Annotated in this window: 24 protein-coding genes; 14 read left to right on the top strand and 10 right to left on the bottom strand. The window is 70.1% G+C overall.

From position 1 onward, the window contains the following. The first annotated feature begins 46 nt into the window (after positions 1 to 46). Complete coding sequence (locus tag ACEN9J_RS06790; RefSeq protein WP_057593375.1) at positions 47 to 1,405, top strand: NAD(P)/FAD-dependent oxidoreductase; 1,359 nt, start codon at positions 47 to 49, stop codon at positions 1,403 to 1,405. A 157-nt stretch (positions 1,406 to 1,562) separates the two neighbouring features. On the opposite strand, the gene ACEN9J_RS06785 is transcribed toward ACEN9J_RS06790, so the two are convergent. The 3 genes from ACEN9J_RS06785 to ACEN9J_RS06775 form a co-directional block, all read right to left on the bottom strand. Continuing rightward, on the bottom strand, positions 1,563 to 2,501 hold the full coding sequence (locus ACEN9J_RS06785) for a ketopantoate reductase family protein (protein WP_413763653.1): 939 nt from the start codon (positions 2,499 to 2,501) through the stop codon (positions 1,563 to 1,565). 65 nt (positions 2,502 to 2,566) lie between these two features. After that, complete coding sequence (solA, locus tag ACEN9J_RS06780) at positions 2,567 to 3,781, bottom strand: N-methyl-L-tryptophan oxidase (RefSeq protein ID WP_413763652.1); 1,215 nt, start codon at positions 3,779 to 3,781, stop codon at positions 2,567 to 2,569. Positions 3,782 to 3,794: 13 nt separating this feature from the next. Further along, a complete protein-coding gene (locus ACEN9J_RS06775; protein ID WP_413763651.1) occupies positions 3,795 to 4,760 on the bottom strand; it encodes an aliphatic sulfonate ABC transporter substrate-binding protein in 966 nt (321 codons plus the stop codon). 205 nt (positions 4,761 to 4,965) lie between these two features. Between ACEN9J_RS06775 and ACEN9J_RS06770 the strand changes: the two genes are divergently transcribed. Continuing rightward, positions 4,966 to 5,523, top strand: a complete 558-nt coding sequence (locus ACEN9J_RS06770; protein ID WP_057593371.1) for an NADPH-dependent FMN reductase — start codon at positions 4,966 to 4,968, stop codon at positions 5,521 to 5,523. Between the two features lie 22 nt (positions 5,524 to 5,545). On the opposite strand, the gene ACEN9J_RS06765 is transcribed toward ACEN9J_RS06770, so the two are convergent. From ACEN9J_RS06765 to ACEN9J_RS06750, 4 genes are all read right to left on the bottom strand, one after another. Beyond that, positions 5,546 to 6,520, bottom strand: coding sequence for a hypothetical protein (locus tag ACEN9J_RS06765; RefSeq protein ID WP_413763650.1), 975 nt, complete (start codon positions 6,518 to 6,520; stop codon positions 5,546 to 5,548). A 22-nt stretch (positions 6,521 to 6,542) separates the two neighbouring features. Continuing rightward, complete coding sequence (locus tag ACEN9J_RS06760) at positions 6,543 to 7,280, bottom strand: hypothetical protein (protein WP_057593369.1); 738 nt, start codon at positions 7,278 to 7,280, stop codon at positions 6,543 to 6,545. Beyond that, positions 7,277 to 8,686, bottom strand: a complete 1,410-nt coding sequence (locus ACEN9J_RS06755; RefSeq protein WP_413763649.1) for a hypothetical protein — start codon at positions 8,684 to 8,686, stop codon at positions 7,277 to 7,279. The genes ACEN9J_RS06760 and ACEN9J_RS06755 overlap by 4 nt, the downstream gene beginning before the upstream one ends. Before the next feature lie 132 nt (positions 8,687 to 8,818). Then, the gene (locus ACEN9J_RS06750; RefSeq protein ID WP_057593400.1) at positions 8,819 to 9,466 is read right to left on the bottom strand and encodes an FMN-dependent NADH-azoreductase; all 648 of its coding nucleotides are present in this window, start codon (positions 9,464 to 9,466) and stop codon (positions 8,819 to 8,821) included. A 135-nt stretch (positions 9,467 to 9,601) separates the two neighbouring features. Here ACEN9J_RS06750 and ACEN9J_RS06745 point away from each other — a divergent pair, with 135 nt between their 5' ends. The 11 genes from ACEN9J_RS06745 to ACEN9J_RS06695 all read left to right on the top strand — a co-directional run bounded on the left by ACEN9J_RS06745 (position 9,602) and on the right by ACEN9J_RS06695 (position 21,067). Then, positions 9,602 to 10,516, top strand: coding sequence for a LysR family transcriptional regulator (locus tag ACEN9J_RS06745; RefSeq protein ID WP_413763648.1), 915 nt, complete (start codon positions 9,602 to 9,604; stop codon positions 10,514 to 10,516). 128 nt (positions 10,517 to 10,644) lie between these two features. Continuing rightward, complete coding sequence (locus ACEN9J_RS06740) at positions 10,645 to 11,286, top strand: peroxiredoxin (protein WP_296787691.1); 642 nt, start codon at positions 10,645 to 10,647, stop codon at positions 11,284 to 11,286. Positions 11,287 to 11,320: 34 nt separating this feature from the next. Continuing rightward, entirely contained in the window at positions 11,321 to 11,896 is a 576-nt protein-coding gene (locus ACEN9J_RS06735; RefSeq protein ID WP_057593365.1) for an RBBP9/YdeN family alpha/beta hydrolase, read from the top strand. Further along, positions 11,893 to 12,909, top strand: coding sequence for a sulfate ABC transporter substrate-binding protein (locus ACEN9J_RS06730; RefSeq protein WP_057593364.1), 1,017 nt, complete (start codon positions 11,893 to 11,895; stop codon positions 12,907 to 12,909). Before ACEN9J_RS06735 ends, ACEN9J_RS06730 begins: the two co-directional genes overlap by 4 nt. Further along, positions 12,910 to 13,797, top strand: coding sequence for a sulfate ABC transporter permease subunit CysT (gene cysT, locus ACEN9J_RS06725; RefSeq protein WP_413763647.1), 888 nt, complete (start codon positions 12,910 to 12,912; stop codon positions 13,795 to 13,797). It begins immediately after the preceding gene. A 1-nt stretch (position 13,798) separates the two neighbouring features. Next, positions 13,799 to 14,692, top strand: a complete 894-nt coding sequence (cysW, locus tag ACEN9J_RS06720) for a sulfate ABC transporter permease subunit CysW (RefSeq protein ID WP_413763646.1) — start codon at positions 13,799 to 13,801, stop codon at positions 14,690 to 14,692. 14 nt (positions 14,693 to 14,706) lie between these two features. Continuing rightward, positions 14,707 to 15,807 carry a sulfate/molybdate ABC transporter ATP-binding protein gene (locus ACEN9J_RS06715; protein WP_057593361.1) on the top strand — a complete coding sequence of 367 codons (1,101 nt, stop codon included), beginning with the start codon at positions 14,707 to 14,709 and terminating at the stop codon, positions 15,805 to 15,807. Beyond that, entirely contained in the window at positions 15,804 to 16,307 is a 504-nt protein-coding gene (locus tag ACEN9J_RS06710) for a disulfide bond formation protein B (RefSeq protein ID WP_261205909.1), read from the top strand. Before ACEN9J_RS06715 ends, ACEN9J_RS06710 begins: the two co-directional genes overlap by 4 nt. Positions 16,308 to 16,540: 233 nt before the next feature. Further along, entirely contained in the window at positions 16,541 to 17,707 is a 1,167-nt protein-coding gene (macA, locus tag ACEN9J_RS06705) for a macrolide transporter subunit MacA (RefSeq protein WP_413763645.1), read from the top strand. Further along, entirely contained in the window at positions 17,704 to 19,689 is a 1,986-nt protein-coding gene (gene macB / locus ACEN9J_RS06700) for a macrolide ABC transporter ATP-binding protein/permease MacB (RefSeq protein WP_413763644.1), read from the top strand. Before macA ends, macB begins: the two co-directional genes overlap by 4 nt. After that, positions 19,682 to 21,067, top strand: a complete 1,386-nt coding sequence (locus ACEN9J_RS06695) for an efflux transporter outer membrane subunit (protein ID WP_413763643.1) — start codon at positions 19,682 to 19,684, stop codon at positions 21,065 to 21,067. Before macB ends, ACEN9J_RS06695 begins: the two co-directional genes overlap by 8 nt. Positions 21,068 to 21,071: 4 nt before the next feature. On the opposite strand, the gene ACEN9J_RS06690 is transcribed toward ACEN9J_RS06695, so the two are convergent. Genes ACEN9J_RS06690 through ACEN9J_RS06680 form a run of 3 tightly spaced genes read right to left on the bottom strand, consistent with a single transcriptional unit; the run spans position 21,072 to position 23,689 of the window. Further along, positions 21,072 to 21,848 (bottom strand): glycosyltransferase family 2 protein, encoded by a 777-nt coding sequence (locus ACEN9J_RS06690; protein ID WP_057593356.1) that lies wholly within the window; start codon positions 21,846 to 21,848, stop codon positions 21,072 to 21,074. Next, on the bottom strand, positions 21,815 to 22,618 hold the full coding sequence (locus ACEN9J_RS06685; RefSeq protein ID WP_261205903.1) for a lysophospholipid acyltransferase family protein: 804 nt from the start codon (positions 22,616 to 22,618) through the stop codon (positions 21,815 to 21,817). The genes ACEN9J_RS06690 and ACEN9J_RS06685 overlap by 34 nt, the downstream gene beginning before the upstream one ends. 30 nt (positions 22,619 to 22,648) lie before the next feature. After that, the gene (locus tag ACEN9J_RS06680) at positions 22,649 to 23,689 is read right to left on the bottom strand and encodes a Rid family hydrolase (RefSeq protein WP_413763642.1); all 1,041 of its coding nucleotides are present in this window, start codon (positions 23,687 to 23,689) and stop codon (positions 22,649 to 22,651) included. Between the two features lie 235 nt (positions 23,690 to 23,924). On the opposite strand from ACEN9J_RS06680, the gene ACEN9J_RS06675 reads away from it, so the two are divergent. After that, positions 23,925 to 24,650, top strand: coding sequence for a YebC/PmpR family DNA-binding transcriptional regulator (locus ACEN9J_RS06675; protein WP_057593353.1), 726 nt, complete (start codon positions 23,925 to 23,927; stop codon positions 24,648 to 24,650). Positions 24,651 to 24,652 lie beyond the last annotated feature (2 nt).

The following is a 24,652-nucleotide window of genomic DNA, read 5'->3' as shown; positions in this document are numbered from 1 at the left end:
CACAGGCTATGCTTTGCGGTCGTCGACAACGCAGCCCGCCCCTCGCATGTCCCAGTCTCCCGCCCCCGCTTCCGCCTCCCCGGCCACCGATGAATCCTGCGACGTGCTCGTCGTGGGTGGCGGTCCGGCCGGCTCCACCATCGCCGCGCTGCTGGCCCGGCAGGGCCGCAAGGTGGTGCTGCTCGAGAAGGAGCACCATCCGCGCTTCCACATCGGCGAATCGCTGCTGCCCGGCAACGTCGAGCTGTTCGAGAAGCTCGGGGTGCGCGACCAGGTCGAGAAGATCGGCATGCCGAAGTTCGGCATCGAGTTCGTCTCGCCTGATCACGAGCACCGCAGCTACGTCGATTTCGCCGAGGGCTGGGACAAGTCGCTCGACTCGGCCTGGCAGGTGCGCCGCTCCGACCTCGACGAGATCCTGTTCCGCAACGCGGCGGCGCGCGGCGCCGAGGCGCTCGAGGGCTGCAAGGTGCGCGACGTGCGCTTCGACGCCGATGGCGCCACGGTGCGCGCGCAGATGGACGACGGCGAGCGCCGCAGCTGGCGCGCGCGCTTCGTGGTCGACGCCACCGGCCGCGACACCCTGCTGGCCAACCAGTTCCGCTGCAAGCAGAAGAACCCCGAGCACAACAGCACCGCGCTGTTCGGCCATTTCCGCAACGCGAAGCGGCTCGAGGGCCGCAAGGAAGGCAACATCAGCATCTGCTGGTTCCCGCACGGCTGGTTCTGGTTCATTCCGCTGGCCGACGGCACCACCAGCGTGGGCGCGGTCTGCTGGCCCTACTACCTGAAGTCGCGCGACAAGCCGCTCAAGGACTTCTTCTACGACACCATCGCGCTGTGCCCGGTGCTGGTCGAGCGACTGAAGGACGCCGAGCTGGTCGACGACGCGGTGCATGCCACGGGCAACTTCTCGTATTCGAGCACCCACGCCACCGGCGACCGCTACCTGATGCTCGGCGACGCCTTCACCTTCATCGACCCGATGTTCTCCTCGGGCGTCTACCTCGCGATGCACAGCGCCTTCGACGGCGCCGAGGCCGTGGCCAAGGCGCTCGACCGCCCGATGGAGTACGCGGGCGCGCGCGCCGACTTCGAAGCCATGATGCGCAAGGGCCCGCGCGAGTACTCGTGGTTCATCTACCGCGTGACCAACCCGACCATCCGCGAGATGTTCATGTACCCGGGCAACCCCTTCCGCGTGAAGGAGGGCCTGATGTCGCTGCTGGCCGGCGACATCTACCGCGGCACGCCGTTCTGGGGCGCGCTGCGGATGTTCAAGCTGCTGTACTACTTCATCTCGGCGATGCACCCGCGCCGCACCTGGGCCGGCTGGAAGCGGCACCGCGACAACATCCGGGACATGGGGATGTTGAAGGGGGAGACGATTCTCAAGTCGGATTGACGGGGCGCGCGCGCTCGCCTTTGCCATTCAGCGGGGCGGCCCCGTGAATAGCAAGGTGAATAGATAAATCGCGCGACTTCACGCGGGTTTTCGCTGGGGAAACCCGGGAAGCTGAATGGATTCGTGAATAGATACTCGGCGCGCGCCGGCCAAAGGCTCAGTTCGCCGCCTGCGCGCGGGCGCGCTGCACCTCGTAGGCCTTGAGGTGCACATAGGCCACGCGCAGCACCGAGGGCACGGCGGGTGCCGGCTGCGGTGCGCGGCTCAGCAGGTCGCCGAGGATGTGGTCGGCCTCGACGGCACCGCCGCGCGCGAGGTCCTTGTACATCGAGGCGGTGATCGGCGAGCCGGCCGCGGTCATGAAGGCGTGGCCGCGCTCGACGGCGCCGGGGCGCACCCTGAAGCCGTTGTGCGCGGCGATGGCGGCGCATTCGTCGAACAGGGCCAGCGCCACGTCCTGGCCGCCCGCGGCGACCACGTCGCCGATGGAGCCGCGCATCAGGCTCGTGAGGCCGGCGATCGAGGCGATGAAGACCCACTTCTCCCACATGTCCTGCAGCACGTTGTCGCTGGCCTTGGCTTCGAAGCCGGCGCCCTCGAACTGCTGCTGGATCGCCTGGATGCGCGGCGGGATGCCGCCGGCGCGGTCGCCGTAGGTGAGGCCGTGCGAGTCGTTGAGGTGCAGCACCCGGCCCTCGTCGTCGAGCGTGGCCGAGATCAGGCACAGGCCGCCGAGCACGCGCGCCTCGCCGAAACGCTCGACCAGGGCGTCGATGTGCTGCATGCCGTTGAGCAGCGGCAGGATCACCGTCTCGGGGCCGACGGCGGGCGCGAACGAGTCCATGGTCGATGCCAGGTCGTAGGCCTTGCTGCCGACCACGACCACGTCGTAGGGGCCGCCGATGCTCTCGGCCGACACGTGGGGCGGCGAGGGAATGTGCAGGTTGCCCTGCGGGCTCTGGATCACGAGGCCGGTGGCCGCGATCTGCGCCGCGCGCCGCGCGCGCAGCAGGAAAGTGACGTCGCGTCCCGCCGCCAGCAGGCGGCCACCGAAATAACCACCGAGTGCGCCGGCACCCACCACCAGAAATCTCATCGCGCTTGCTCCTGAATCAGACGAAGAACCGGCGGCGATGATGCCGAAGATCGTGCGAGGCTGCTCTACGCTCCTGGCTTCTCCAGCAGGCGCTGGCGGGCAAAGGGCGAGAGGTCGAGCGTGCTCGCGCGCCCCAGCACATGATCGGCGATGGCGTCGCCGAGCCCGGCCGAGTGCTTGAAGCCATGGCCCGAGCAGGCCGAGACCACCAGCACGCCGGGCAGGCCGTCGAGCGCGTCGATGACGAAGCGGCGGTCGGGCGTCACGGTGTACATGCAGGCGCGGGCCTTGAGCGCGCGGCCCTCGATCTGCGGGAAGCGCCCGGCCACGCGCTCGCGGAACATCGCGGCGCTTTCCTCGGGCCGCACGCTGCGGTCGATGGCGTCGGGCGTGGTGGCCTCCACGTACTGCTCGGTCGCGACCTTGAGCGCGGGCTGCGCGGGGTCGGAGGAGGGAAAGCCGTACATGTAGTCCTCGGGCCCGTCGCCGAACATCCAGATGAAGACCGGGAAGCGGCCGGGCGCGAAGTCGGCGGCGGCCGCGCCGGTGTCGAACCAGTGCATGACCTGGCGGTGCACCGAGAAGTCGCGCTGCCAGTCGGCGCGCGCCTGCCGGCCCAGGAACTCGGGCAGCCAGGCACCGGCCGCGACCACGACGCGCCCGGCCTCGAAGCTCGCTGTTTGGGTGCGCACGCGCACGGTGTCGCCGTTGCCCACGGGCTCGACGGCCAGCACCTTCTCTCCGGTGCGCACCTGCGCGCCCGAGGCGCGCGCCACCGCGAGCTGGGCCTCGATCGCCGCCTCGGGCCGCACGAAGCCGGCCTCGCGCTCGTGATAGCCGATCTCGTCGCCCTGCAGCTGGAACTGCGGGAAGCGCGCGCGGATGCCGGCCGCGTCGAGCACCTCGTGCGCGATGCCGAAACGCTCGGCGCAGGCGATGGTGCGGCGCACGAAGTCGGGCTTGCCGTGGTGCTCGGCCACCCGGCCCTGCGGCGCCAGCACCAGGCCGCCGGTGGTGGTCATCAACGACTTGCCGGTGCGCGCCTCGAGCTCGCGCCAGATGGCGTGCGAGCGCTGCACGAAGGGCACGCACTCGTCGCCTTCGCCGATCGCGAGCCGCGTGATGCGCGAATCGCCATGCGAGGAGCCGAGCTCGTGCGGCGGCGCGAACTGGTCGATGCCGAGCACGCGCGCGCCGCGTTGCGAGAGCTGGTGGAGCGTGGCGGCGCCGAGGGCGCCGAGGCCGATGACGATGACGTCGTGGTAGGAGCTGGAAGTCAAGAGGGCAGCGGTGTCAGACGAGGTTCAGGTCCAGGAAGGCGTCCTTCACCTCGATCGGTTTGGGAATGAGCTTGAGCTGCGCGAACACGTCGGCCAGCCCCTGCTGTTCGCGGGCGATGGCCGGCGTGAGCGCGACCACGCCATATTGACGCCGTTCGGTCGCGAGCGCCAGCACCTTGGGCTCGACCTTGAGCTGCGGCGCCAGGGTGGCCACCACCTCGGCGGGATGGGCCTGGGCCCAGTCGTTGGTCTTGCGCAGCTCGGCGAACACGGTGCGCAGCAGCTCGGCATTGGCGCGCGCGAACCCGGGCTGCGCGAAGTGGTAGGTGCGGTTGCCGCTGAGGCCGGTGCCGTCGAACAGCAGGCGCGATTCGGTGGCCTGCTGCGCGCCGGCCAGGAACGGGTCCCACAGGCCGATGGCCGCCACGCTGCCCGACTGGTAGGCCGCCACGGTGTCGGAGGCGGTGACGATGTAGACCGGCTCGATGTCCTCGTAGCGCAGGCCGGCGGCCTCGAGCGCACGGATCAGCACGTACTGCGTGTTGTAGCCGCGGCCCGTGACCACCTTCTGGCCCTTGAGATCGCGCACGGAGCGGATCGGCGAATCGCGCGGCACCAGGAAGCCGACGCCGCCGGGGTAGGGGCTCTCGGCCGCGAGGTAGACGAGGCCCTTGCCGCTGGTCTGCTGGAACACGCCGATGCCGTCGGAGGCATGGCCGAAGTCGATGGCACCGGCGGCCAGCGCTTCCGACAGCTGCGCACCGCCGAGGAACTCGGCCCATTCCACCTTCACGCCCGCGGGCGCGAGCGCCTGTTCGAGCCGGCCCGTGCCCTTGAGGATGTTGAGCGTGTTGAACTTCTGGTAGCCGATGCGCAGCGTCTTGGCGCGGGTCTGGGCGAACAGCGGCGTGGCGGCCGCGATGGCGACGGCGGCCGCGCCGGTACGCAGCATGGCGCGGCGCGAGAGGAGGGAGGTCATGGGTGAATGGCGAGAGCTGAAAGGGCGGCGACTCTACGGCCGGCGAGCGCGGCGCGCGACGAAGCTTTTCGCATTTGCTCATGCGCCGGCCGGTGCGGTCCCCGCGCCATGGGCTTTTTGATAAAAGGTCTTGAACGCTTCGCATAATCGCCAGCGTCATTCGACACTCCGTCACTACGACTCTCTCATTCAAGGAGCTTCATCCATGGCCCAGACCCGGATCGCCGTCATCGTCGGCAGCCTGCGCAAGGACTCGTTCAACCAGAAACTGGCACTCGCGCTGGCCAAGCTGGCGCCCGAGGACTTCACCTTCGAGCACGTGCGCATCGACGACCTGCCGCTGTACAACCAGGACGACGACGGCAACCAGGCGGCGTCGGTCAAGCGCCTGAAGACCGAGATCGCGGCGGCCGACGGCCTGCTGTTCGTCACGCCCGAATACAACCGCTCGGTGCCTGGCGTGCTGAAGAACGCGATCGATCATGCCTCGCGCCCCTACGGCCAGAGCGCCTGGGCCGGCAAGCCGGCCGGCGTGGTCGGCATCTCGGTCGGCGCCATCGGCACCGCGCTGGCGCAGCAGCACCTGCGCAACGTGCTGGCCTACCTCGACGTGCCCACGCTCGGCGCGCCCGAGGTGTTCCTGCAGACCAAGGACGACCTGTTCGACGACAAGGGCCACATCGGCAACGAAGGCTCGAAGAAGTTCCTGCAGGGCTGGATGGACAAGTACGTGGGCTGGATCAAGAGCCACAAGGCGGCCTGAGCACGGCCGGCCGGCTGGCTCCTCAATAGAGGATCACCAGCACGGTCTCGCCGCCGAAGGCCTCGTCGCGGGCCACGGCGGCCGTGACCGGCTTGCTGACCGCCTTGCCGTCCTTGGTCCGGGGCGGCAGCGTCGCGTTCAACTGCACATAGCGCACCTGCGCCGGCTCGGTGGCGAACTCGGCCACCGCGCGCAGCGAGGTGGCGCCGGGCGGCGGCGCCACCGCCTGCATCTGCTGGTTCACGCGCTGCGAGAGTTCCTGCAGCGCCTTGAGGTCGCCGCGCGCCGCCGCGGCCTGCAGCTCCTGCTTGATCGAATCCATCGACTTCATCGCCGCCTCCTGCTGCTTGCGGCCGGGTACCTGCGAGCCGTCGAAGCTCTTCTGGCCCTTGGCCACCAGCTGCAGCACCTGCTCGGGCGACAGCCGCGTGGTGAAGACCGCGCGGCCCTCGCGCGCGTCGCTCGCGAACGGGCGCCAGCGCAGCGTGGCCGCGTCCTTCGCGCCGACCGCACCGGCCAGGCCCAGCCGCGTGGCGTCGGGTTGCTCGTCGGGCACCAGCGCGCCGAAGCCGTTGCGCTGGCCGGCGCGCATCCACGGTGCCAGGCCCTTGCGGAAGCGGTCGTCCTGCACCTCGAGCATCTGGCGCGCGATCGCGCGCACGCCTGGCGAGGTGTGGTCGAGCGCGGCCAGCACCGCCTCGCGGTCCTCGGGCGAGCCGATCTTGGCCAGCCGGCGCAGGCCCAGCTCGGCCAGCATCGGGAAGCGGGCGCGCGCGGCGCTGCGCAGCACCTCGCGGTCGATCTCGCCGCGCGACTGCAGCACCTGCAGTTCGCCGTAGAGCGCCAGTTCGAGTTCGGCGCGCAGGCCGGGGCAGGCGGCGTTCCAGCGGCCGTCGACGCACTGGGCCTCGAAGCGCGGCAGCACCTGCTCGGGTGGGATCTCGGTGCGCGGGCCGCCGATCAGCAGCGCGGCGCTCAGCAACAGGGCTTCGTTCATGGCGATGACTCCGGATGTGGGCTCATTGGGTGGCGCGGCGCATCGCGCTGCCCTTGGCCTTGACGTTCTTCGTCAGGGTGACGATCTCCTCGGGCGTCGGCACCACCATGCTGTTGTCAGGCTTGCGCACGTTGGTCGAACCGGCCCACTGGCACTTGCGCGCCAGCGCCGCGATGGCGTCGCGCAGCACGCGCACGCCGGCGTCGTAGGCCTGGGCGTCGCTCTGCACGAACCATTCGACCGACTCGACCGACTTGTCGCCGGCCTTGTAGGCCGCCGTGCAGGCCTTGATGTGCGTGTTCTCATGCTCGATGGTGAATTCGGCCAGCGGCTTGCACAGCTTCTGCCGGATCTGCTGCTCGGTCACCGGCCGTGTGGCCGGCGACTGGCCCGGGCGCGGAACGTACTCCACGAGCTGGCAACTGCCGCCGCTGATCACCGTGCCGAAGGAGGGCGCCGCGGCCCCGGCCGCGCCGGCGTCGCCGGCCGGCGGCGCGAGCACGCCGTACAGGTTGCCCTGCATCGCCGTGGTGAGCGCGTTGGTGGCCTGTGTCTGCATCGCCTCGATGCTCAGCGGGTAGTAGGCCTGGGCGATCCAGCTCTGGAATTTGGCGCGCAGGAACTCCTGCTCGAGCATTTCGCGGTACAGCCGCGGCAGGTCCTGGCAGCGGTCGCAGTCGGGCGCGGCCTGGGCGGCGGCGCAGCCGAGCGCGAGCGCCAGCGCGGCCAGCGCGCGCGAGGGGCGTGGAAGCAGCTTCACGGTGGGGAGCTCCTGGAGGGAAGGGAGGGTGACGGCGCTTCGTCGCTGGCCGCCAGCGAGATCGCGAGCGCCAGTGCCTGGGTGCGCGGCGCGTCGGCATCGAGGGCCAGGGCGGTTTCGACACTGCGACGCGCCTCGGCATCGCGGCCCGCGGCGGATTCGGCCAGCGCGCGGTTGTGCCAGGCGCGCAGCGACAGCGGCGCGCGTTCGGTGGCCTCGCGCCAGAGCGCGGGCGGGTCGGCCCAGGTGGCGGCGCGCCAGGCGCAGGTGGCCGTGAGCACGGCCAGCAGGACCAGGCCCGGTACTGCGCGGCCGGGCCGGCGCAGCCAGGCCGCGAGCACGGCGCCCAGCGCCAGTGCGGGACCGATCCAGGCGGGGTACAGCGGCTTTTCCACGATCCAGTCGAGCCGCGCGATCAGCGTGTGCGTCGGCGCGAGCATGGCCAGCGGCCACAGCAGCGCCAAAGTCGCGAGCGGCCAGCGCCGGCGCAGCGCGAGCGCGGCGAACAGCAGGCCCGTGAGCGCCAGCGCGCCCGGCAGCATCGCATTCACCCCGGGCGCCGGATGCTCGACCGACAGCGCCCACGGCCGCAGCCACAGCGCGAGCGACAGCGGCAGCGCGGCGGCATGCCGGGCCAGGGCCTCGAAGGGATCGGCCAGCGCGAGCGAGTAGCCGGCCAGCTCGCGCAGCCGGGGGCCGAAGGTCCAGAGCAGCGCGGCGCCGGCGAGCGCGGCGAACGCGGGCCAGGCCACGCGCTGCGCGATGCGGCCGGCCGTGGAGCCGGGCCGGGTCGCTTCCCAGAGCGTCAGCAGCAGCGGATAGACCAGTGCCACTTCCTTGGCCGACACCGCGAGCGCGAAGGCGACGAGCGACAGCGCCTCGAAGACGGCGCGGCGCGCGCGGGCCAGGCCCTCGCGCCAGGCATGTTCATGGGCCAGCAGCGCCAGCACCAGCCCCAGCGTCATCAGTCCGGTCGAGCGCCCGCTCGCGAAGCTCACCACCGCCGCGTGCGCGGGCTGCAGCGCGAACAGCGCGGCGGCCAGGAAGGCTGCCAGCGGATCGGCCAGCCGGCCGAGGGCCAGCCGCCACACGGCCAGCACGGTGGCCGCGTGCAGCGCGAGGTTGGTGGCCAGGAAGCCGGTGCCCTCGAAGCCCCACAACGCATGGTCGGCGACGTAGCTCAGCCGCAGCAGCGGCCGGAAGCCGTTGGCCAGCCGCTCGCGCAGGGCCTCGCCGCCGGCCGTGGCCGGGTCGAGCACGATGTTGGGCAGGTCGTCGTACTGGAAGCCGCCGGCCAGCCCGGCGGCCCAGGCGGCGAGGCACAGCGCCAGCAGCGCGACCGCCGCCATGGGCTCGGTCGCGGGAAGAAGAGGGATGCGGGAAGCCGGAAGGCGGGCTGCGGGCATCCGGCGATTCTGTCGAGCGCGCCGCGCGCCAGCCATTGGCCGAAGCGCCTATGTCAGCCGTGATGTCGCCCACAAAAAAGCCGGCGCTTCGGCCGGCTCGTCGTTGGGTGCGCCGCGAACGGCGCGCCGCCATCAGGCCGCGAGGGCCGCGACGCTCTGGTTCGCGGCTTCGGCGGTCGCCGTGCCGATGTCGCCGCGGGCCGAGGCCAGCGCGGCGTTCTTGACCGCGTCGCCCATGCCGAGGCCCTCGGCGCGCACGAAGCGCACGTCGGTGATGCCGAAGAAGCCGAAGATCACCTTCAGGTAGCTCTCCTGGTGCTCGGTGGCCTGGCCGCCTTCGGTGGTCGAGTAGATGCCGCCGCGGCTCGAGGCCACGATCACGGTCTTGCCGCCGGCGAGACCGACCGGGCCCTTGTCGGTGTACTTGAAGGTGCGGCCGGCCTGCGCGAGGCGGTCGATCCAGGCCTTGAGCTGGCTCGGAATGGTGAAGTTGTAGAGCGGGGCGCCCACGACCACCACGTCGGCGGCGAGGAACTGGCTCACCAGCTTCTCGGACAGCGCGTTCTCGCGCTGCTGGGCCTCGGTCGGCTGGGCCTGCACGCCGGTCTTGATGCCGAGCGCGTCGGCGCTGAAGTGGGAGGGGGTGTCGACCGCGAGGTCGAGGTACTCGACCGTGGTGTCGGGATGGGCGGCGCGCCAGGCGGCCACGGTTTCGGCCGTCAGCAGGCGCGAGGTGGAGTTGCCGCTGAGGATGCTGGAGTCGATGTGGAGCAGCTTCATGGTGTTGATCGCTTTCTTTCTTTCGATGTCGGCGCTCAAAAGTGGCCGGCGTGGTCAGAATTCTATTTTTGGTGCGAGTGATTGATAAGTAGGTAAAAATAAGCCAAATCGTTTCAAAAACAGGACAATAAAGCCATGCAGGACCTCAACGACATGGTGTTTTTCGCCGAAGTGGCCGAGCGCGGCGGCTTCGCGGCCGCGAGCCGGGCGCTGGGCATTCCGAAGTCACGGCTGTCGCGGCGCGTGGCCGAGCTCGAGGACCAGCTCGGCGTGCAGCTGATGCAGCGCAGCACGCGGCGGCTGTCGCTCACGCCGGCCGGCGAGATCTACCTGCGCCACGCGGCCTCGGTGCGCGACGCGGCGCGCGCGGCCTCGGAGGCGGTGGCCCAGGTGCAGACCGAGCCCAGCGGCCTGGTGCGGCTCAGCTGCCCGGTCACGATCTCGCACAGCGGGCTGGCGCAGGTGCTGCCGAGCTTCCTCGAGCGCTATCCGGCGGTGCGCATCGACATGCGGGTGATCAACCGGCCGGTCGACCTGATCGAGGAGGGCATCGACATCGCGCTGCGCGTGCGGCCGCAGATCGAGGACAGCGCGACGCTGGTGGCGCGCACCTTCGGCACCAGCCGCGGCGTGCTGGTGGCCACGCCCGAGCTGGTGCGGCGGCTCGGGCCGATCGAGGGGCCGGACGACCTCGCGAAGCTGCCGACCGCGGCGATGTCGGTCAACGGGGAAGGGCGCAGCGAATGGCGGCTCGAGGGGCCCAAGGGCCGGATCCACGTGCATGCCCACACGCCGCGCTACGTGGCCGACGACCTCGCCACCCTGCAATATGCCGCGCTGGCCGGCGTGGGCGCGACCCTGCTGCCCGACTACATGTGCCGCGCCGACCTCAACGAAGGGCGGCTGACCCGGGTGCTGTGCGACTGGGGGCCGGCGCCGGTGGTCGCGCACATGGTGTTTCCGGCGCGGCGCGCGCTGGTGCCGGCGGTGCGGCGGCTGATCGATTTCCTGGTCGAGCACCTGGAACACGGGGCGCACCGCATGTTCTGACGGCGATTTCGGGGCCCTGGATCGCCTCGTTATGCAAAAAACGTCATAACCAAACAATCAGATATTCGTTTGGCATCCTTGGCGGGGTTCGGACAATCCAGGTCTTCCATTCCATCCGAGGAACGACCATGGCAACCCTCCGTCTCGGCGACAGCGCCCCCGATTTCACCCAGGATTCCAGCGAAGGCCCGATCAAATTCCATGAATGGGCCGGCGATTCGTGGGTCGTGTTCTTCTCGCACCCGGCCGACTTCACGCCCGTGTGCACCACCGAACTCGGCAAGACGGCGGCCCTGTCGGGCGAGTTCCAGAAGCGCGGCGTGAAGCCGATCGCGCTGAGCGTCGACCCGGCCGACAAGCACAAGGAATGGATCGGCGACATCAACGACACGCAGAACACCACGGTCAACTTCCCGATCGTGGCCGACGCCGACCGCAAGGTGTCGGACCTCTACGACCTGATCCACCCGAACGCCTCGGCCACGGCCACGGTGCGCAGCGTGTTCATCATCGATCCGAAGAAGGCGATCCGCACCATCATCACCTACCCGGCCTCGACCGGCCGCAACTTCGACGAGATCCTGCGCGTCATCGACTCGCTGCAGCTCACCGACAGCCACAAGGTGGCGACGCCCGTGAACTGGAAGGACGGCGACGACGTGGTCATCATCCCGAGCCTGCAGGACCCGGCCGAGATCGCCCAGCGCTTCCCCAAGGGCTACAAGGCGGTGCGCCCCTACCTGCGCCTGACGCCGCAGCCGAACAAGTAAGCCGGCGGCATCGGCCCAGGCCCGTCACCTTCGCATGCAGACCCGCATCGTCATCGTTCCCGGCTGGCGCGACTCCGGCCCCGGCCACTGGCAGAGCCTGTGGCAGGAGCGCATTCCGGGCGCCGCGCGCGTGCAGCAGGACGACTGGGCCTCGCCGCGGCGCGAGGCCTGGGTGTCGACGCTGGCGCGGCTGGTGCTCGCATCGCCGCAGCCGGTGGTGATCGCGGCGCACAGCCTGGGCTGCATCGCCACGGCGCACCTGCCGGCGGAGGCCGCGGCCCGGATCCAGGGCGCGCTGCTGGTGGCCCCGGCCGACCCGGAGCGCCGCGCCGTGCTGTCGGACTTCGCGCCCGTGCCCTACGCGGCGCTGCCGTACCGCAGCATCGTGGTGGCCAGCAGCAACGACCCCTTCTGCCCGATCCGCCTGGCCGGCGCATACTCGCGCGCCTGGGGCAGCGAGTTCGTTCGCATGCAGAATGCGGGCCACATCAACGTCGACTCGGGACACGGGGAATGGCCGCTCGGCCTGGCCCTGCTCCAGTCGCTGACCGACGAGCCCGCCGCCTGGCCGGCGGGCCGTGATTTTTCAGAAACCTTGGCAACCACATGACTTCCAGAATCAAGACCTTCGCCGCCGTGCTCGCGCTGGCGTCCTCCGCACTCGCCGGCAGCAGCGCCCTGGCCCAGGGCACCGGCCTGCTGAACGCCTCGTACGACGTGGCGCGCGAGTTCTACAAGGACTACAACGCGGCCTTCACGGCGCACTACAAGAAGGCCACCGGCAAGGACGTCAAGATCGACCAGTCGCACGGCGGCTCCAGCGCCCAGGCGCGCGCGGTGGCCGACGGCCTCGATGCCGACGTGGTGACCATGAACACCTCGACCGACATCGACTTCCTGGCCAACGCCGGCGTGGTCGCCAAGGACTGGACCAAGAAATTCCCCGAGAATGCATCGCCGACCACCTCGACCATGCTGTTCCTGGTGCGCAACGGCAATCCCAAGGGCATCAAGGACTGGGACGACCTGGTCAAGCCCGGCATCCAGGTCGTGATCGTCAACCCCAAGACCGGCGGCAACGGCCGCTACGCTTACCTGGCGGCCTGGGGCTACGTCAAGAAGAAGGGCGGCACCGACGCCCAGGCGGCCGAGTTCGTCGGCAAGCTGTTCAAGAACACGCCGGTGCTGGCGCGCGGCGGCCGCGATGCCACCACCGCCTTCCTGCAACGCAACATCGGCGACGCGCTGATCACCTTCGAATCCGAAGTGGTCTCGATCGACCGCGAATTCGGCACCGGCAAGGTCGACTCGGTCTACCCGTCGATCAGCATCGTGGCCGAGAACCCGGTGGCCGTGGTCGAGCGCACCGTCGCCAAGAAGGGCACCGGCGAACTCGCCAAGGCCTACCTCGACTGGCTGTACTCCGAAGAAGCGCAGGAAATCGCCGCCAAGCACGCGCTGCGCCCGCGTTCGCAGACCGTGCTCAAGAAGTACGCCGCGACCTTCAAGCCGCTGCAGCTGTTCACGGTGCAGGAGCTGTTCGGCAGCCTCGGCGAAGCGCAGAAGGTGCACTTCAACGACGGCGGCCAGTTCGACAAGCTCTACACGCCCGGCGCCCGCTAAATGAGCGGAGCGACCTCCTCGGCGCTGTCCTCACCGGCAGCGCCGTTTTCGCGTGCGGTCGGCGGCGGTGGCGCCAAGCGCGTGCTGCCCGGCTTCTCGATGACGCTGGGCTTCGCGGTCTTCTACCTCTGCCTGATCGTGCTGATCCCGCTGTCGGCGCTGGTCTTCAAGACCTTCACGCTGAACTGGGACCAGTTCTGGGTGGCCGTGACCGCGCCGCGCGTGCTGGCCTCGTACCGGCTGACCTTCGGCGCCTCGCTGCTCGCGGCGCTGGTGAACCTGGTGTTCGGGCTGCTCGTGGCCTGGGTGCTGGTGCGCTACAAGTTCCCGGGCAAGCGCATCGTCGATGCGCTGGTCGACCTGCCGTTCGCGCTGCCCACGGCCGTGGCCGGCATCTCGCTGACCGCGCTGCTGGCCGGCAACGGCTGGGTCGGGCAGTACCTCGAGCCGCACGGCATCAAGCTCGCGTTCACGCCCGCGGGCGTGGTGATCGCGCTGATCTTCATCGGGCTGCCCTTCGTGGTGCGCACGGTGCAGCCGGTGCTCGAGGACGCCGAGAAGGAACTCGAGGAAGCCGCCACCTCGCTGGGCGCGACGCGGCTGCAGACCTTCACCAAGGTGATCTTCCCCTCGATCGCGCCGGCGCTGCTCACGGGCTTCGCCATGGCCTTCGCGCGCGCGATCGGCGAGTACGGCTCGGTGATCTTCATCGCCGGCAACATGCCGATGATCTCGGAGATCACGCCGCTGATCATCATCGGCAAGCTCGAGCAGTACGACTACGCGGGCGCCACGGCGGTCGCGCTTGTGATGCTGGTGATCTCGTTCCTGCTGCTCTTGGTCATCAACGGCCTGCAGGCATGGCAGCGTCGCCGCGCGGGAGCTTGAGATGAGCGCACCGTCCAAAGTCATCCGCCGCACCCAGGCCGGCACCACCGAAGCCGGCTGGGTCCGCTGGCTGCTGATCGGCCTCGCGCTGGTCTTCATGTTCCTGTTCCTCGTGCTGCCCCTGGCGGCCGTGGCCACCGAGGCGCTGCGCAAGGGCCTCGACGCCTACCTCGAGGCGCTGAAGGAACCCGATGCCTGGAGCGCGATCCGCCTGACCTTGATCACGGCCGCCATCGCGGTGCCGCTGAACCTGGTGTTCGGCGTGGCCGCGGCCTGGGCCATCGCCAAGTTCGAGTTCCGCGGCAAGGCCTTCCTCACCACGCTGATCGACCTGCCGTTCGCGGTGTCGCCGGTGGTGGCGGGCCTGATCTACGTGCTGGTGTTCGGCGCCCAGGGCTGGTTCGGCCCGTGGCTGGCCGCGCACGACATCAAGATCATCTTCGCCGTGCCCGGCATCGTGCTGGCCACCGTGTTCGTGACCTTCCCGTTCATCGCGCGCGAGCTGATCCCGCTGATGCAGGCGCAGGGCACCGACGAGGAACAGGCCGCGATCGTGCTCGGCGCGAACGGCTGGCAGACCTTCTGGCGCGTGACCCTGCCCAACATCAAGTGGGGCCTGCTGTACGGGGTGATCCTGTGCAATGCGCGCGCCATGGGCGAGTTCGGCGCGGTGTCGGTGGTCTCGGGCCACATCCGCGGCCAGACCAACACCATGCCGCTGCACGTGGAAGTGCTCTACAACGAATACCAGTCGGTGGCCGCCTTCGCGGTGGCCTCGCTGCTGGCGATCCTGGCGCTGGTGACGCTGGTGATCAAGTCGGTGATCGAGTGGCGCCACGAGCGCGAGATGAAGGCGATCGCCGAGTTGCCGCCGGAGCGGCCGACGGCGGCCTAGGAAGAAAGAATTTCATGAGCATCGAAATCCGCAACATCAGCAAGCAGTTCGGCACCTTCCGGGCCTTGAACGACGTCAACCTGAACGTCGAGTCGGGCGAGCTCGTCGCGCTGCTCGGCCCCTCGGGCTGCGGCAAGACCACGCTGCTGCGCATCATCGCCGGGCTGGAAACGGCCGATGCCGGCAGCATCCTGTTCTCGGGCGAGGACACCACCGACGTGCACGTGCGCGAGCGCCAGGTCGGCTTCGTGTTCCAGCACTACGCGCTGTTCCGCCACATGACCGTGTTCGAGAACGTGGCCTTCGGCCTGCGCGTGAAGCCGCGCAAGGAGCGCCCGAGCGAGGCCCAGATCAAGTCCAAGGTGACCGAGCTGCTCAAGCTCGTGCAGCTCGACTGGCTGGCCGACCGCTATCCGCCGCAGCTCTCTGGCGGCCAGCGCCAGCGCATCGCGCTGGCCCGCGCGCTCGCGGTCGAGCCCAAGGTGCTGCTGCTCGACGAGCCCTTCGGCGCGCTCGACGCCAAGGTGCGCAAGGAACTGCGCCGCTGGCTGCGCCGGCTGCACGACGAGCTGCACGTCACCTCGATCTTCGTCACCCACGACCAGGAGGAGGCGCTCGAGGTGGCCGACCGCGTGGTGGTCATCAACAAGGGCCACATCGAGCAGGTCGGCTCGCCGCAGGAGGTCTGGGACCAGCCCGCGAGCCCGTTCGTCTATGGTTTCCTCGGCGACGTGAACCTGTTCCACGGCCGCGCCGACAACGGCTCGGTGCAGCTGGGCGACCTGCGCCTCGATTCGCCCGAGCACAGCGGCGCGCGCGACGCCAAGGCGCTGGCCTACGTTCGTCCGCATGACCTGGATGTGACACGCCACGTGCCGGGCGCGACGAGCGGCATCGTCGCCACGCTGGCGCGCGCGATCGTCGTCGGTCCGATCGCGCGGCTGGAACTTGAACCCGTCGACACGAATCCAGACAATCCGGGCTCCGGAACCATCATCGAGGCGCAACTCCCTGCGCAACAGTTCCGTGACCTGGGCTTGAAGGAGGGCGACACCGTGGTCGCCACGCCGCGCAAGGCCAGGGTGTTCGTAGAAGAGGATTGGGTGTCTCCTTGATCGATTGGTACTTCGGCGCGCCGCGCCGCGCTTACGGCCTGATCTGCCTGGCCTGTGTGCTCATGCTGGCCTTCGGGCTCTACCTGCAGCACGTGGTGGGGCTCGAGCCCTGTCCCATGTGCATCGTCCAGCGTTATGCGCTGGTGCTGGTGGCGCTGTTCACCGGACTGGCCGGGGCCTTCCGCGGCCGCGCGCTGCAACTCGGCGGCGGCTTCCTGGCGCTGCTGGCCGCCATCGGCGGTGCCTACACGGCCGCCTCGCAGAGCTGGCTGCAGTGGTATCCGCCCGAGGTGGTGTCGTGCGGGCGCGACCTCTACGGCATGATCGAGACCTTCCCGCTCAAGCGGGCGCTGCCGATGATCTTCCGCGGCGGCGGCGACTGCTCGAAGATCGACTGGTCGCTGTTCGGCCTCACGCTGGCGAACTGGTCCTTCATCGCCTTCACGGTGCTGTCGGTCCTGCTGCTGGTGCTGCTGTTGCGCCGGCGTCCGGCGCGCTGAGCGCGGCATTCGCCGCATCGGCCTCCCAAGGCGGACCGCGGGTCCGCCTTTCGTCTTTGTGGCGCCCGTCACGGTGATGTGGGCGGTGAGGGCGGAGTAACCCCGCGGCGGAACTCCGCCTTTAGGAACGCTTCAGACAGCGGGACTAGGATGACCCCACCCCTCATGCATCGCGACCCGGCCGCAGAGCCCGGCGAATGCATCCCCCGCCCGTTCCACTCCCTTCCCGCTGCATGCCCCAGACTCCGCCCCGGCGTTCGCGCAAGCTCCTCTACGGCATCCTGGCCCTCGTCGTGCTCGGCATCGCGGCCGCGATCGTGCTCACGCCGGCCAAGAAACCCGAATACCTGACGGCGACGGTGCAGCGCGCCGACCTCGAGAACGCGGTGCTGGCCACCGGCGTGCTGCAGGCGCTCAAGCAGGTGGAGGTGGGCGCGCAGGTCACGGGCCAGCTCAAGTCGCTCAAGGTGTCGCTGGGCCAGACCGTGAAGAAGGGCGACTGGCTGGCCGAGATCGATCCCGCGATCTCGCAGAACACGCTGGCGCAGGAACAGGCCCGGCTCGACAACCTGCAGGCCCAGAAGGTGGCGAAGGAAGTGCGCGTCAAGCAGGCGGAGCTGGCCTGGGCGCGCCAGCGCGAGATGCTGGCGCAGGACGCCTCGGCGCGGCAGGACATGGAGAGCGCCGACGCCGAACTGCGCGCGCTGCGCGCCGACGCGGTGTCGCTCGACGCGCAGATCCGCCAGCAGCGCCTGGCCGTGTCCTCGGCCCAGACCAACCTCTCGTACACCCGCATCATCGCGCCCATCGACGGCGACGTGATCTCGATCAAGACGCTCGAGGGCCAGACCGTGGTCGCTTCGTTCCAGGTGCCCACGCTGATGACCCTGGCCGACCTGTCGACGATGACGATCAAGGCCCAGGTGTCCGAAGCCGACGTGGTGCGCGTGCGCGCCGGGCTGCCGGTCTACTTCACCATCCTCGGCGACCCCGACAAGCGCTACCACGGCACCCTGCGCGCGGTGCAGCCCTCGCCCGAGAAGATCAACAACGCGGTGTTCTTCAATGCGCTGTTCGACGTGCCGAACCCCGACCGCACCCTGCGCGTGGACATGACGGCCCAGGTCGCGATCATGCTCGGCGAGGCCAAGCAGGCGCTGACCGTGCCGCTGACGGCGCTCGGCAACCGCGACAAGGAGGGCCGCTACGAGGTGCGCGTGCTCAAGGCCGACCACACGCCCGAGACGCGCAAGGTGCGCACCGGCATCACCAACAACTTCCAGGCCCAGGTGCTCGAGGGGCTGAAGGAAGGCGACCAGGTCATCACCGGCGACGCCTCGGCCGTGGAGCCGCGCGAGGGCGAGGCCAACGGCGGCGAACGCCGCGGCAAGGGCCCATGACGCAGCCGCCACGGCAGGCCCTGCTGTCGCTGCGCGGCATCGGGCGCAGCTTCCCCTCGGGCGAGACGCGGGTGCAGGTGCTCGAGGACGTGAACCTCGACATCGGCCACGGCGAGATGCTCGCGATCGTCGGCGCCTCGGGCTCGGGCAAGTCGACGCTGATGAACATCCTGGGCTGCCTCGACCGGCCCAGCAGCGGCAGCTACACGGTCTCGGGCCACGACGTGGGCACGCTCGACAGCGACGCGCTGGCCGAGCTGCGGCGCGAGCACTTCGGCTTCATCTTCCAGCGCTACCACCTGATGCAGCACCTGACGGCCACCGGCAACGTCGAGGTGCCGGCGGTGTACGCGGGCACCGACGGCGCGGCGCGCGAGGCGAGGGCGCGGCAGCTGCTCGCGCGCCTGGGCCTGGACGACCGCGGCGACCACCGGCCGAGCCAGCTCTCGGGCGGCCAGCAGCAGCGCGTGAGCATCGCGCGCGCGCTGATGAACGGCGGCGAGGTGATCCTGGCCGACGAGCCCACGGGCGCGCTCGACAGCCGCAGCGGCCAGGAGGTGATCGCGATCCTGCGCGAGCTGCATGCGCAGGGCCACACCATCATCATCGTGACCCACGACATGCAGGTGGCGAGCTGCACCGAGCGCATCATCGAGATCGCCGACGGCCGCATCGTGGGCGACCGGCCCAACGTGCCGACCGTGCCCGCGCCCGAAGCCACCGGCGCCGGCGAGGCACCGCAGCCCGTGACCCGGCCCGCCACGGGCGGCCGGCTGAGCACCGGCTGGTCGCGTTTCGCCGAGGCCTTCCGCATGGCCTGGCGCTCGATGATGTCGCACCGCATGCGCACCGCGCTCACCATGCTGGGCATCGTGATCGGCATCACCTCGGTGGTCTCGATCGTGGCGATCGGGGAGGGCGCCAAGCGCTTCGTGCTGTCCGACATCCGCGCCATCGGCACCAACACGCTCGACATCTACCCGGGCCGCGACTTCGGCGACGACAAGGCGCAGAGCATCCGCACGCTGGTGCCGGCCGACCTGCAGGCGATCGCGGCGCAGCCCTTCGTCCACAGCGTGACGCCGGCCACCATGCGCAGCCTGCGGCTGCGCTACCGCAGCATCGACATCAACGGCAACGTCAACGGCGTCAGCGACAACTACTTCGCCGTGCGCGACGTGCAGATGGCCAGTGGCATCGCCTTCAACGCCAACGACGTGCGGCACCAGTCGCAGGTGGTGGTGATCGACCAGAACACGCGCCGCAAGCTGTTCCCCGAGGGCGTGGATCCGCTCGGCAAGATCATCCTGGTCGGCAGCCTGCCGTGCACCGTGATCGGCGTGGCGCAGGAGAAGAAGAGCATGTTCGGCGAGAACAAGCAGCTCAACATCTGGCTGCCCTACAGCACGGCGGCGAGCCGGCTGTTCGGCCAGCAGCACTTCGACGGCATCACGGTGCGCATCCGCGACGAGCAGCCGACCAAGGCGGCCGAGGACGGCATCGTGAAGCTCCTGACCCTGCGCCACGGCGGCAAGGACTTCTTCACCTTCAACATGGACAGCATCGTGAAGACGGCCGAGCGCACCAGCCAGTCGCTGACCCTGCTGCTGTCGCTGATCGCGGTGATCTCGCTGGTGGTGGGCGGCATCGGCGTGATGAACATCATGCTGGTGTCGGTGACCGAGCGCACGCGCGAGATCGGCATCCGCATGGCTGTGGGCGCGCGCCAGAGCGACGTGCTGCAGCAGTTCCTGACCGAGGCCGTGCTGGTGTGCCTGGTCGGCGGGCTGATCGGCGTGCTGCTGTCCTATGGCATCAGCTTCCTGTTCTCCCTGTTCGTGAAGCAATGGCAGATGATCTTCTCGCTCGGTGCCGTGCTGTCGGCCTTCTTCTGCGCTTCGCTGATCGGCGTGCTGTTCGGCTACCTGCCGGCGCGCAACGCGGCGCGGCTCGATCCCATCGAGGCACTGGCCCGTGAGTAGCGCGCGCCTGCTCCCCCTGGCCCTGGCGGCCGCGCTGCTCGCGGCCGGCTGCACCGCGTTCCAGCCCGAGCGCCGGCCCGAGAAACCGCTCGCGCTGCCCTCGGCCTGGCAGCAGCCGCAGCCGGGTACGGCCAGCGCGGCGGCGGTGTTCCCCGCGAAGTGGTGGTCGGCCTTCGGCGATCCGCGGCTCGACGCGCTGGTCGACCAGGCGCTGCGGGTCAACAACGACCTCGCGGCCGCCGGCATCCGGGTGCAGCGCGCGCAGCTGCAGGCCGGCCTGGCCGACACCAACCTCACGCCCGGCGTGGTCGGCCAGGCTGCCACCAGCCGCGGCTACGACCTCAAGCGCGGCGGCGTCGCGGGCTCGAGCTCGAGTTCGCTCGTGACGCTGAGCTACGAGCTCGACCTCTGGGGCCGGCTCGCGGCGGTGCGCAGCGCGGCCGACTGGGAACTGAAGGCGACCCAGTCCGACCGGCAGGCCGCGGCGCTGGCGCTGGTCGCCACCACCGCCAATCTCTACTGGCAGACCGGCTACCTGAACCAGCGCATCGCGCTGAGCGAGGCCGGCATGGAGGACGCGCGGCGCATCGTGGCGCTGGTGCGCGCGCGCTACGAGGCCGGCGCTGTGTCTGGCCTCGATGTGGCGCAGGCCGGCCAGAACCTCGCGAGCCAGGAGGCGGCGCACACGCAGCTGCTGCAGCAGCGCGTGGAAACGCGCAACGCGCTCGCGATCCTGTTCGATCGTCCGCCCGAGGTGGCGGCCGAGGAGCCCGCGAGCCTGCCCGACGTGGCGCTGCCCGCCATCGAAGCGGGCCTGCCCGCCAGCCTGCTGGGCCGGCGTCCCGACCTGCGCGCGGCCGAGCAGCGGCTGCGCGGCGCGCTCGCCAATGTCGACGCGACGCGCACCGGCTTCTATCCGGCGCTGAGCCTCACGGGCTCGCTCGGCACTTCGAGCACGGCACTGGGCGAGCTGCTGCGCAATCCGGTCGCGACGCTGGGCGCGGGGCTGGCGCTGCCGTTCCTGCAATGGAACACGGCGCGGCTGACGGTGGCGGTGTCGCAGAGCCAGTACGAGGAAGCGGTGGTGGGCTTCCGCCAGGCGCTGTACACGTCGCTGTCGGAAGTGGAGAACGCGTTGTCGTCGCGCACGCAACTGCGCGACGAGAGCGCGAAGCTGGCGGTGGCGCTGGAGCTGGCGCAGCGCGCCGAGCGGCTGTCGGAGGTGCGCTACCGCGCGGGCGCGACCGCGCTGCAGCCGGTGCTCGATGCGAAGGACCGGCGGCGCGCGGCCGAGGTGTCGCTGGCGCAGAACCGGGTCAACCAGCTCAACGCGACCATGACGCTCTACAAGGCGCTCGGTGGCGGGCCGCTGGAGTGATTCGTCAGGGCTGGAACGGCGGCGCGCCGCGCAGCTTGCGCCACAGCAGGCCCGGCAGCCGCAGCACGAACTCGACCATCAGCCGCGTGTGCATCCAGGTCAGCAGCACGTTGTCGCGCCCGTAGCGGAAGTGCGAGACCCCGCCTTCCTCGGCCGTCAGGTACTTGACCGGCGCGTCGATGTTCACCGGCTTCACGCCGCGCCAGGCCAGCCGCACCACGGCCTCGGTGTCGAAGTCGAAGCGGCGCATCCAGGGCTGGCGCTGCATCACCGCGATCAGGTCCTGCACCGGGTAGACGCGAAAGCCGTAGAGCGAATCGCCGACGCCGGCGAACAGCGTCTCGAGCTGGGTCCAGCCGTTGGAGACGCGGCGCCCGCGCACGCGCAGCAGCGGCGCGCTGGCATCGAACACCGGGCGGCCCAGCACCATGGTCTCGGGCCGAGCCAGCGAGGCCTGCATGAAGGCCGGGATCAGCGGGGCCGGGTGCTGGCCGTCGGAATCCATGGTGAGCGCGTGCGTGAAGCCCGCGTCGCGCGCCGCGCGCAGCCCGTGCAGCACCGCCGCGCCCTTGCCCTGGTTCTCGGGCAGCAGCCACACGCGCAGGCCGGGGCGGTCGGCCGCCATCCGCTGCAGCCGCTCGCCGGTGCCGTCGTCGCTGCCGTCGACCACCACCCATACCGGGCTCCATTGCGCGAGCGCCGCCTCGACGGTGGAGAACAGGCGCTCGCCCGTGTTGTAGCTCGGGATCAGGACAAGGTGGGTGCGCGAGGCGTCTGGCATTCGGGAGAGTCGGCGTCGGCGGCGCGCCGTTCGAGCTGGTGGCGGAAATATTGTTCGAGGTCCGATTGCAACACGTCGCTGTCCTGCGTCGGCGCGAAGCGCTGGCCCAGGCGCAGCTTGAACACGATCGGCAGCGGCGGCACGCGCCAGATCGGCCAGCCCTTGCCGAGGTAGGGCGAGTCGGTGTCGATGAACACGGTCTGGATCGGTGCCTGCGCGAGCTTGGCGATCAGCGTGACGCCGGGGCGGAACGGATTGAGCGGCGGCGTGACGGTGCGCGTGCCCTCGGGAAAGATCACCAGCTGGCCGCCTTCGCGCAGGTCGGCCACCGCCAGCCGTACCATGGTGCGCGCCGATTCGTTGCTGATGTAGCGTGCCAGCCGCGCGCCCGCGCCCAGGAAGATGTTGTGCAGCAGCTCGGCCTTCATGATGCAGGCGCTGCGCGGCAGCCGCGCCACCAGCAGCAGCGCGTCGAGCATGGTCGGGTGGTTGGCCACGAAGATCACGCCGGGCTCGTCGCGCAGCGCGTCGAGGCAGCTCGCGTCGATGCGCATCATGCCGGTGACCGAGGCCAGGCCCCAGAAGGCGCGGTAGGCGAAGGCGATGGTGGCGCGGCCCAGCGCGCGCGCCGGCTTCACCGGCATCACCGGGTAGATCAGCATCGCGAAGGCGTTCCAGACCAGCGAGATCAGGCCGAGGAACAGCAGCAGCGCATAGAGCATCAGCGCAAGCGGGACGGCCGTGAGAATGCGCAGCACGCGGAGGATCATCGGGAAAGGGTGGGGGCTGCCGTTCGAGCGTCAGTCCCGCCGCCGCCCGGGGGCGGTGGCATGGGCTTCGATCTCGACCAGCAGGTCGCCGCGGCAGATGTCGGCCTCGAGGTATACCGCGCCGCGCACCATCGGCGCGTCGGACCCGAGCGCGTCTTCGAGCACGCCGCGCACGGCTTCGAGGTCGCGCGGGTGGCGCACGTAGACCACGCTGTCGAGCGCGGACACGGAGAAGCGCGCCGATCCCTGCGCGTTGGCGGCATTCACCACGGCCTCGAGGTTGCGCAGCGTCTCGCGGGTCTGCTCGCGCACGTCGCCGCGGTGCACGGTCTCGTGGCCGACGATGCTCGCGGTGCCCGAGATGAACAGCGCGCAGCGGTCGTCGCCGATGTCGGCCAGCGCCGCGCGCGAGAAGGTGGGCGCGCGCGGCCCGTAGGTCGAGGGATAGCGGTAGGCCGAGACCTGGCGCGGGTTCTCGATCGGCAGCGGTGCGCGGCGCCCGGCCAGGAAGCGGACCGACAGCGCGCCGCGGTGGATGCCCAGCGCGCAGGCGGCCGGAGCGCCCTCGAAGGCGGCGCGGCCGGCCTCGAGGAAGGCGTCCTGCCGGCCCAGGTTGAACTGGCGGTAGCGTTCGAGCCCGCCGCCGTCGCCGTTGATCTGCGGCAGGTAGTTCCAGATCCGCAGCGGATGGGCGATGCCGCTCTGGTCGAGCGTGGCGAACAGGTCGCGGTAGGCCCGGTGCGCCAGTTCGGCCAGGCCCTGCTTCTCGACGCTTTCGTCGAGATCGATCGCGCCGAGCAGCCAGTGCTCGTCGGCGCGCCAGCGCACGAGGCCGGTGCGGCCGGTCCGCACGGCCGGCCCTGTGGCATGCCAGACGTCGGCGACGGCGCCGCGTGCCGACAGCACGCTGGCGTCGACCGGCGGCATCCAGTCGATGCGCTCGGGCGTGCCGTAGCCGATGGCGGCGAAGGGTGCCGGCCCGTTGGCGGCCAGCGCGAGGCTGTCCCTGAAGGACAGGCGCTCCACGCGCAGGGAGGAGGAAGAAGAGGGTGTTTCGCCCTGGAAGCGCACGATCAGGAAGCCTTTGCGAGGGGATCGGGGCCTGCCTGCGGGCGGTCCGCCCCGGTCGCGTGGCGGGTGGGCGGCAGCGTCGGATGTCCCGACCCGGCGAAAGGCAATGGCGTCATCGAGGGATTATCACCAAAAGGGTTGACCGGTCCGCCCGGCCGCGGCGCCGGTCCGTTGTGCGCGCCGGACAGTAAACTCGCAACCTGCTTCGAAAACACAGGACAGCGAGAGAAAAGCCATGGCCGGACACAGCAAATGGGCAAACATTCAGCACCGGAAGGGCCGGCAGGACGAAAAAAGAGGAAAGCTCTGGACCCGCGCCATCCGTGAAATCATGGTGGCGGCCCGGGCCGGCGGCGGCGACCTGAGCGCCAACCCCCGCCTGCGGCTGGCGGTCGAAAAGGCCAAGGCGGTCAATCTGCCGGCCGACACCGTCAAGCGCAACATCGACAAGGCCACGGGCAATCTCGAAGGCGTCAATTACGAAGAGATTCGTTACGAAGGGTACGGCATCGGCGGCGCGGCGATCATCGTCGACACCATGACCGACAACCGCGTGCGCACCGTGGCCGAAGTGCGCCACGCCTTCGCCAAGCACGGCGGCAACATGGGCACCGAGGGCTCGGTGGCCTTCCAGTTCAAGCATTGCGGCCAGTTCGTCTTCGCCCCGGGCACGGATGAAGACAAGGTGATGGAAGTGGCGCTCGAGGCCGGCGCGGAAGACGTCGTGACCGACGACGACGGCGCCATCGAGGTGATCACCGCGCCCGGCGACTTCGAGGCGGTGAAGAACGCGCTCGAGGCGGCGGGCCTCAAGCCCGAGGTGGCCGAGGTCACGATGCGGGCCGAGAACACCGTCGACGTGACCGGCGAGGACGCCGCGAAGATGCAGAAGCTGCTCGACGTGCTCGAGGACCTCGACGACGTGCAGGAGGTCTATCACAACGCCTCGCTGTCCGAATGAGG

This window comes from Variovorax sp. Varisp41 (assembly GCF_047325085.1).
Lineage (GTDB): Bacteria > Pseudomonadota > Gammaproteobacteria > Burkholderiales > Burkholderiaceae_C > Variovorax.
This window is presented reverse-complemented; position numbering and strand designations above follow the sequence as displayed.

Excerpts from the sequence above, each read along its gene's own strand:
- macB (WP_413763644.1), top strand. The coding sequence starts at position 17,704 with ATGACGCAGCCGCCACGGCAGGCCCTGCTGTCGCTGCGCGGCATCGGG.
- ACEN9J_RS06730 (WP_057593364.1), top strand. The coding sequence starts at position 11,893 with ATGACTTCCAGAATCAAGACCTTCGCCGCCGTGCTCGCGCTGGCGTCC.
- ACEN9J_RS06765 (WP_413763650.1), bottom strand. The coding sequence starts at position 6,520 with ATGAACGAAGCCCTGTTGCTGAGCGCCGCGCTGCTGATCGGCGGCCCG.
- cysW (WP_413763646.1), top strand. The coding sequence starts at position 13,799 with ATGAGCGCACCGTCCAAAGTCATCCGCCGCACCCAGGCCGGCACCACC.
- ACEN9J_RS06785 (WP_413763653.1), bottom strand. The coding sequence starts at position 2,501 with ATGAGATTTCTGGTGGTGGGTGCCGGCGCACTCGGTGGTTATTTCGGT.
- ACEN9J_RS06675 (WP_057593353.1), top strand. The coding sequence starts at position 23,925 with ATGGCCGGACACAGCAAATGGGCAAACATTCAGCACCGGAAGGGCCGG.
- ACEN9J_RS06770 (WP_057593371.1), top strand. The coding sequence starts at position 4,966 with ATGGCCCAGACCCGGATCGCCGTCATCGTCGGCAGCCTGCGCAAGGAC.
- ACEN9J_RS06750 (WP_057593400.1), bottom strand. The coding sequence starts at position 9,466 with ATGAAGCTGCTCCACATCGACTCCAGCATCCTCAGCGGCAACTCCACC.
- ACEN9J_RS06685 (WP_261205903.1), bottom strand. The coding sequence starts at position 22,618 with ATGATCCTCCGCGTGCTGCGCATTCTCACGGCCGTCCCGCTTGCGCTG.
- cysT (WP_413763647.1), top strand. The coding sequence starts at position 12,910 with ATGAGCGGAGCGACCTCCTCGGCGCTGTCCTCACCGGCAGCGCCGTTT.
- ACEN9J_RS06745 (WP_413763648.1), top strand. The coding sequence starts at position 9,602 with ATGCAGGACCTCAACGACATGGTGTTTTTCGCCGAAGTGGCCGAGCGC.
- macA (WP_413763645.1), top strand. The coding sequence starts at position 16,541 with ATGCCCCAGACTCCGCCCCGGCGTTCGCGCAAGCTCCTCTACGGCATC.
- ACEN9J_RS06740 (WP_296787691.1), top strand. The coding sequence starts at position 10,645 with ATGGCAACCCTCCGTCTCGGCGACAGCGCCCCCGATTTCACCCAGGAT.
- ACEN9J_RS06690 (WP_057593356.1), bottom strand. The coding sequence starts at position 21,848 with ATGCCAGACGCCTCGCGCACCCACCTTGTCCTGATCCCGAGCTACAAC.
- ACEN9J_RS06735 (WP_057593365.1), top strand. The coding sequence starts at position 11,321 with ATGCAGACCCGCATCGTCATCGTTCCCGGCTGGCGCGACTCCGGCCCC.
- ACEN9J_RS06775 (WP_413763651.1), bottom strand. The coding sequence starts at position 4,760 with ATGACCTCCCTCCTCTCGCGCCGCGCCATGCTGCGTACCGGCGCGGCC.
- ACEN9J_RS06790 (WP_057593375.1), top strand. The coding sequence starts at position 47 with ATGTCCCAGTCTCCCGCCCCCGCTTCCGCCTCCCCGGCCACCGATGAA.
- ACEN9J_RS06755 (WP_413763649.1), bottom strand. The coding sequence starts at position 8,686 with ATGCCCGCAGCCCGCCTTCCGGCTTCCCGCATCCCTCTTCTTCCCGCG.
- ACEN9J_RS06715 (WP_057593361.1), top strand. The coding sequence starts at position 14,707 with ATGAGCATCGAAATCCGCAACATCAGCAAGCAGTTCGGCACCTTCCGG.